Origin of the sequence: Aeromonas sp. TW 6 (genome assembly GCF_013168745.1) — a bacterium.
In the GTDB taxonomy this organism is placed as follows: domain Bacteria; phylum Pseudomonadota; class Gammaproteobacteria; order Enterobacterales; family Aeromonadaceae; genus Aeromonas; species Aeromonas caviae.
In genome coordinates this window covers 1-7594 of sequence record NZ_JABERS010000080.1, presented here as the reverse complement: position 1 = coordinate 7594, position 7594 = coordinate 1, and the positions used below count along the sequence as shown (strand labels likewise).

Below are 7594 nucleotides of genomic sequence, written 5' to 3'. Positions count from 1 at the left end.
CTTTCTCGTTGGTGGTCATACGGTGACTCCGGATAACACGGTAGGGGTACCGTTTTGTTATCCGGTTTGAAGCCGTATGACCACTCCCTTTTGTGGGCAACTGTCAGGTGAATACCATCTCCATACAATCAGGGCGCTCATCGTAGCCCCGACTCTGCCAGTAGGCATCGTGCTCGGGGTTTAATTGGCATGAACGATTATCGTCATCATTCTTTTTAGACATGTTGTTTCCTTACTTTTTTGTTGCCGGTTTTGACGGGGGTACTGAAACGGTTTTTTGTGCTTGAGCGGTGAAGCTATCTTTACTCACCCCACCTCCGTTACTCCGAGCTTCAGCACTATGGATACGGGATACGGCTTCTGTGGTCATTGGTTTTTTGTTTTTGCTCATCATAGATCTCCTTGTCATCTCCAGTGGATGTACTGGATAGCGACAATGTATGACAAACGAAGTCATCTGAAAGGAGGCAAAAATTGGAAATTTTTCAGGGTTATGGCACAAGGTTGAGTTGGCCGCATTTATATTTGCTAGCCAGTGGTGTTTTATACCGGCTATCAGTATTAATTTGACAGTCAACTAAAATAGTTAACCACCGACTGATAATAAATAAAATCATATGAACCATCACTCAATATTTTTTAATGTGGTTCTCTATATGGTGAATTTTCACCCTGAAATACGGATATAGATTGAGATGTAAATGAAGAGCAGAATGAAAAGATGTGTTTTCTTGGCATCTATCGAGATAGCGTCGAAGACTTCATAATATGCATATCAAAGCATTCATGATAAGTAGGTTCGTTTGAGTCGCAGTAAAGTGGCCTGGTTATAATTAATGGTATCCCATTGTACTATCGTTGGGCAAGGCACTGAGATGAGTATGGAAGTGATTAAAGTCGCATGTATAGTCATTTTTCGCTCATATTAAAATAGTTTTTCTGAGTTGTCTGTATGGTGAACAGGCTCAGCAAGTCGTTGGGTAGAAGTGTCTGCCACCATATGGCAGCGCCAAATGTTCATTGCCATATAGTGGCACGGCTTTTTGACATTGAGATAGTAGTTTCACTAGCTTAAAACTTTGTTTTTTAAAGAGCCATTTTTTAATGATTAGGGTTTGTGTACATGATAAAACTATAACGATTTGCATGAAAAAATCTGGGAAAATTTTCGATAAAAATTGCCATAACACGGCAATAGACCCTTTATATGCCATCAAACAAGGCTTGGAGTTAACCTGCATGAAGAATGGTGTTTTAATGGTGGTTGAATTGCCCCAGCTTCTCTAGACACTGTTGAGCCGTTCGAAATATTGCTTTTCACACTCTACTGGCGATAGCCCATTGTTGAAACTCGGGGGCCATGCGACCACGTTGGGAGGCCGCGATTATCCCAGTGGACTGATTACTCCAGCAAACGAATGCTCGACATTGGGGTACTTGCGTCGTAAGGCGAAAGGTAGGCTGACGGGGGCTTGATAAAAGCTGTCTTGCCGTTGCCAAGTGTGAAGCAGTGCAAAAAAATGAAGTCAAGCGAATACGTTCCGGTATCAGAGATAGAATGGTAATGCTATGATTTAATTTTGATTTTCACTTGGTGGTGATGGAGATGGGGCTGAGTTATATGGAATGCTCTGTTAACGGATTAGTACCGCCCTCCATCTAGTCACTGTTATACGCAAGGAGAGTAATGTGTCTGAATCAGAAAACGACAAACCCGTATTGCTCAAAGCGATCGAGTTAGTTCTTGCCGACCCAAAGACGATTCGCGAAGAAGCGCTGAGCCTTAAACGCAAGTACGAAGATCGTTATAAAGAGGATCGTACACAAGAAGAAATCGAAGAATACGCAGCAGACAAAATAATATCGAACTACTCCTATTACACCGCCTTCATTGGTGGTGCGACGGCCTTAACTGGAGTTATTCCTGGCCTTGGAACCGCAATCTCCACATTTGGTGGTGCCACTGCTGATGCGGCGCTGTCGATGAAGTATCAAATTGAAATGACAATGGCTCTCGCCACTATCTACGGCCACGACATTACAAATGCTGAAGCACAGCGAATTTGCTTAATTGTGGCTGGCCTTGGAACAATCAATGAGGCTGCAAAAGAGGGTGGCAAGGAAGTAACAAAGCAAGCCTTCATTAAAATGACGCAGCAATACTTAAAAGGAGCAACCCTTGCTGCTGTAAAAGAAATATTCAAAAAGGTTGGAATCACATTCACAAGAAAGGCAGTGGAAAAGTCCATACCCTTTGGCGTTGGTGTCGTTATTGGCTTCTCTGCGAACAAAGGGCTTACTTGGTACGTCGGGACAAAAGCAAAAGACTTTTTCTCGTTCACGGAAGAGTAAGTTGCGCTTCATCTTGCGCGTATAACAAGTTATTCCAACGAATGCGCTATAGTGCATCGCTGAATTCCAACGTTCGGTGTCTTAACAACCATGGTTCTCTACAAGAAAACTAGCGTTACCGCGAAGAAGGGAATTAACTTCATCCGCTCCGCTGTGGAGGACGCAGGGTCGCTATTCCACAAGATCGAGGGCGAGAACGATCTTGGCATCGACGCATTGATTGAGCTCATTCGCGACGAAGTACCGCTGAATCACCAAATTGCCGTTCAGATAAAGTCTGGTGCCTCGTACTACAACAGTGCGGGTGAAGAATGTCTGATTCCTGTGGAGGGTCATCGAGAGTATTGGCTACACCATCCTCTGCCTGTCCTCGGAATAGTTTTCGTCCCATCCCTTGGCCGAGCCCATTGGATAGATATCAAGACATACCTAAAGGAGAACCCGGGCAAGGCGGTTATCCGTTATCAAACGAGTGAGGCCAATCGCTTTGATAGTTCGACGTTTGGCCGGATATTTGTTCAAACAATTCTTCGCGAGATACCAGATCTCACCCTGCTAGAGGGAATTCAGCTTTTTCGGTCATCGAAACCAGATGAGTCATATTTGGGACTGATAACGCTGTTCCGACGTTATCCGAATTCGGAAAGCACATGGAATGAGTTGGTCCAAGCCCTTCGAGATTGGCCGCTCGAAGACATCCGCGATGTGATGGTCTATTTCTTTGCGCACATATCATGGCATCCCGACATCTGGCACACAGGGGAAAGCATCACTGAAAGAACGAAGGAGCATGCCCGCAAGCTGTTTGCTAGTTTTGGCAGATTGGAGATTGAAAAGCTCCTGACATTTGTCGATGAAGGAGCGGGCATTGCAAGGGGTACTATTGGGCAGTCAGTCGAAGCAATCATCTCCGCCTTGCCAAACGCAACACAATGTCTGACAGAGATTATCGCTGACGTTAACTTGCTTCCGTTCACTCGGGAGTGCGCAGCTCTCATATTGGCAATGAACAACGGTAAGTCTTCAGTCCCGACAATTTCAATACTCGCCAAGTCGGGATCATGGTTTGCCCAGGAACTCATTGATCACTTGGGCCGGTATGGCGAAGTCAATCCGTATGCATAAGACGCCGAACCCATTATTCCACCGGACCTGCGCGAAAATCCACCTAGGCTGCTCAATTCAAACATTAGGCCGCACCTTCCCTAGACACTTCTCAGCCGTTTTGGGGCTGGAAGGTAATTCAGAACAAGAAATACAGATAAATCGATATTATCGGTATGTCTATCATGATAAAATTGAAACTCAATGTCATCTGCATTGGTTAGAACATGTTGCCGAATAACAGTGCTACCTTTTCAAAGTTCGTAAAATCCGTTAAAGTTTTAATGGAAGCTGGAGCGACTCCGTCAGACATCACTAAAAGTATCCTAGCGTGCTGGATGTCATTATCCTATCCTGATTTGAAACTTGAACATGTTTCAACAGCACTTGACGTTGATGCTTCCATTGTCAAGTTTGCGGAATGGTTAAACGAATCCAACTTAATAACTGGGGCATTCTGGTTAAGCTCTGCATACGCCGCTCTGCTTCCGACTGAAAAACGTAAAAGCAGTGCCATGTATTTTACCCCTCCGAGATTGACAGGGCGTCTCTTGGAGAGTGTTGATGGGTGCATTGCAATTGAGTCAGGTCCACTTATTGATCCTGCCTGTGGTGGCGGGGCATTTCTTGCTCCGGCGGCTATTCAAATTGTTGAGAAGCTTCGGTCACGGGGAGGTAGCAGCGAAGAAATTCTCTTACATCTCGAAAATAATATTTATGGTTGTGATACAGATGAATTTCTTTGTTGGTTGACCACTACATTTCTACGAATGGCTATCGCCCCAATTATCAAGGAGGTTGGGCGGGAACCAGAGTTTAAAATTTCGCAAGGCGATAGCCTAAAAATATTTGAGGGCACTGAGCAGTGTTTCAATGTGGTTCTTTGCAATCCACCCTATCGAAAAATAAACAAGGTGGAAATGTCACCTTACCTCAATACATATAGCGATGTAATGAAAGGACAGCCTAACCTATATGGTTTATTTATTGGGCTTGCCACTAAAATTCTGAAGCACGGTGGTGTCGGTGCTGTACTAACCCCAATGAGTTTTTTTTCTGGCCAATCCTTTTCCCCTGTTAGAAAAATATTAAGTGAACGGGGGAGTGTTGAGCAATTTGATCTTATTCATGACAAAGGGGGTATATTTTTTTCTGCCGAACAGGACACTGTAATTACCATTTGGCGAAAACTGCCTAGGCAGGCTACTAAAAAAGTAACCCAAGTATTTTGCCTCGAATCTCAAGGGAAAGTTGATTTCGCAGGAACTCTGCAACTTCCTACTGAACCAAAACCTTGGCCAATACCTAGGCGTGCTATTGATAAAGAGTTATCTTTTTTATTCAGCGAACCTCAGGCAACTCTTGATGATTATGGTTACCGCACTAAAATAGGTGTTATTGTCTTTCACAGAGATAAACGGCCGCGTTTTGTGTCACGCGAGCAGGCAATTAACCCCAAGGCACTAATGCCCTTGATTTGGTCAAAAAATATTAGTCAGAATGGTGAGTTCTCATTAGATAGGGTTTCTGGTCCATCTATCGAGCGTTACATAGACATGGGCGAGCCTATCGCAGCTGGTGTAATTCGCAAGCCCGCTGTCGCATTACAGCGAGTCAGCTCAACCGAGCAGCCAAGAAGGCTTGTTGGTGCGGCAGTGCCAACGGAATTATTAATTGAATTTGGCGGTGTTGTTGGCGAAAATCATGTTTGTTTCCTTGAGCAGGTTAAAAATGATCCTGACATTACACCAGAGTTGCTCGCCAAGATTCTCCGAACTAGAACGGTAGATCGTCTCTTTCGGTGTATTTCTGGGGCAACCAATGTTTCAGCTTATGAGCTGCGGCATTTACCGCTTCCTGACCCAAAAAAAATTCTTAATGCAATAGCTCAAGGACTTGACATTGATGCTGCTGTACGTAAAGCATATGGTTTGCCCGACCAAGAAGGAGCATAGTCATTATGGATTTCTCAGTAAAAGGGAGGCGTCTTGACGCAGCTCAGAAACGGATGGGCGAAAAAGAGAAAAAAACACTCCTATTCCAGCAGTTGCTAAAAAGAAAATCAAATAAAAGTAATATTACTTTAGTCGAATCTATCAATGCCGTGTCCACGGCTCCTGAAAAAAATATCAGTATTCCTCCTGTGTCCGAGATTACTTCTTGGTACGGAGAAGCTAACGTAAGCGTTTACCGCGAAGACGACACTGCTCCAAGTACTCCTGGTGTTGGCTTAATCGAGCTCATTAACCTCTATTTATCTGCAGCACAGAACCGTACGCGGCACATCGTCCTTATGTGGCCGGTGTGCCCAAAAACTCTGGCAGTGGTGCATGCCCTGGCTACGTTGGAACGCTGGGCGCGCGGTGACAAACTCGGAGTGCGCGGTCTGGTGTTTCCGACCAAGACAAATGCCTTCTACCCACTCAACCACCTGATGCTGGGGCGCGAGGACGTGCTTCGCCATGCTCGGCAGTTGGCAGAAGTCAGCGGCGTCGACACAAGCAAACTCAAGCGCAGGTGCAGCGACAAAGACGCGTTTCTGTTCTCTCTTGCGTCACAGCCAGCTGAGGGCGATCACATCCATCCCACCATGGGCGAGCTTATTCCCCATTTTCTGGCAACGCCCGGCGACCTTTCGTGGGAATCATGCGACTCTCACCTCCTTGAGCATGTCCGCGCGAAGCTCGCTCGCCGCTCCCATAAAAAAGCATTGGCCAGCAACTGCCAGTTCATGGGAAACGCCCAAACCGCCCCGGACGCCTTGTTCGCTCTGGATGGCCGTCTAACCAGGGAGGAGTTGCGCACGGCACTTGTACGACTGAAGAAGATGGGCCCCCCCGAAGTTGTCATCGTGAATGCCACGCGCCAAATTCGCATGGAGGCACGTGGATGGCGGGGGGCACTGTGCCGGTTCCTGGTAATGCTGGAAGAGGTATTTGGTGCAAACTGCCCAGGGGTTCTGGTGGTGACAGACCACCCACGAAGTGCTTATAGCTTGAAGGACGACCTCTGGCGGTTGAATCATGAGCGCAAGGAACTGCGCTGGTCGAGACCTAACGAATACGCTATTACAGGTATTGCAAGTGCACTCAAGGAAGACGGGCTGGTTGCCCCTGGGCAGACTGAAATTCGTGCACCGATTCCCCGCACACTCGATGTTTCGGTGGTGGATGCCGATGCCGCCAAGGTCATCAACAAGCTCTACCGGCTGGCTGGGCAGATTCCGAATTCCCAAGAGCTGGCCAAACCCGTCTGGGACGCGGCAAACTATCTTGCCCGACTGGCTGCCTTGCCTTGCGGCGTGGCTACGCTTGTGGAGTGGCTTGGCGAGAGCGGAATTCGTGACCGCACGCGTGAGGCATACAGCTGGTCCTCCTTCCATGCAAAGCTCGTTACCTTCGATATGACAGCCGAAGCCGATTTTGAGCGAATTGAGCTGCGCAAATGCATGCAGATGGGGACACAGCTCTATGAGAACTACCAGCTAGGTACTCCGCTTGCGCACCGTTTGGCTGAGATTGTCGGCCAAGTGTGTGGCAAGCAACGCAAATCGCTAATAGTCGTCTTCACGAGCCCCATCTATCGTCGTCTGGCGGAGCGCTATCTATCTGCCTACCGCGATTACCCGCAAGGTATCCAATTCGGGGACTTCCAGAAGCGCCTGCGGCTTATCTCGTCATCACAACTCGAAACTGCCCTCGCGCATCTGAATGGCGCTCACCTAGTCTTCTCCGGGCTGGATGAGGACGGATTGCGGCTCGTCATTACTGATGACCAGATCCCAGCACATACGGAGCTGCTCCTGACCCAGCGCAACGGACAAAGTCTTCGCAACACTCTGAAGCCGCTTGTTCAAGAATTTCCAGCATTCCGGCAATGGAAGCCGCGCATGGAATCCATCCTCCATCGTCTCAAGCATCTGCCAGAAGGTAATCAGCTCCTGATGAATGCTGACTTCGTGTTGCCTGCATTCCGAATCGACCTATCGGCAGAGGTTGAGGCGACGGAAGAGTATCTATTCACCAGGACGGGGTTGACGGCATCAGTTCTGCCGGGATGGGATAATCTGTCTTCTCGATGCACGCCCTGACCACGGCCCTCAACCACTCCTGTGGGCAGCGGCCCAATCGCTTGCCGG

The 7594-nt window shown here is 47.5% G+C and carries 5 protein-coding genes; 4 read left to right on the top strand and 1 reads right to left on the bottom strand.

The window, feature by feature from the left end:
• Window positions 1-232: 232 nt before the first annotated feature.
• Complete coding sequence (locus HKD46_RS20660) at window positions 233-391, bottom strand: hypothetical protein (RefSeq protein WP_171865917.1); 159 nt, start codon at window positions 389-391, stop codon at window positions 233-235.
• A gap of 1298 nt (window positions 392-1689) precedes the next feature.
• Here HKD46_RS20660 and HKD46_RS20655 point away from each other — a divergent pair.
• The 4 genes from HKD46_RS20655 (at window position 1690) to HKD46_RS20640 (ending at window position 7546) form a co-directional block, all read left to right on the top strand.
• A complete protein-coding gene (locus HKD46_RS20655; protein ID WP_171865916.1) occupies window positions 1690-2352 on the top strand; it encodes an EcsC family protein in 663 nt (220 codons plus the stop codon).
• A gap of 90 nt (window positions 2353-2442) precedes the next feature.
• A complete protein-coding gene (locus HKD46_RS20650) occupies window positions 2443-3477 on the top strand; it encodes a DUF4365 domain-containing protein (RefSeq protein WP_171865915.1) in 1035 nt (344 codons plus the stop codon).
• 206 nt (window positions 3478-3683) lie between these two features.
• On the top strand, window positions 3684-5411 hold the full coding sequence (locus tag HKD46_RS20645) for a class I SAM-dependent DNA methyltransferase (RefSeq protein ID WP_171865914.1): 1728 nt from the start codon (window positions 3684-3686) through the stop codon (window positions 5409-5411).
• Between the two features lie 5 nt (window positions 5412-5416).
• Window positions 5417-7546, top strand: a complete 2130-nt coding sequence (locus HKD46_RS20640) for a hypothetical protein (protein WP_171865913.1) — start codon at window positions 5417-5419, stop codon at window positions 7544-7546.
• Window positions 7547-7594 lie beyond the last annotated feature (48 nt).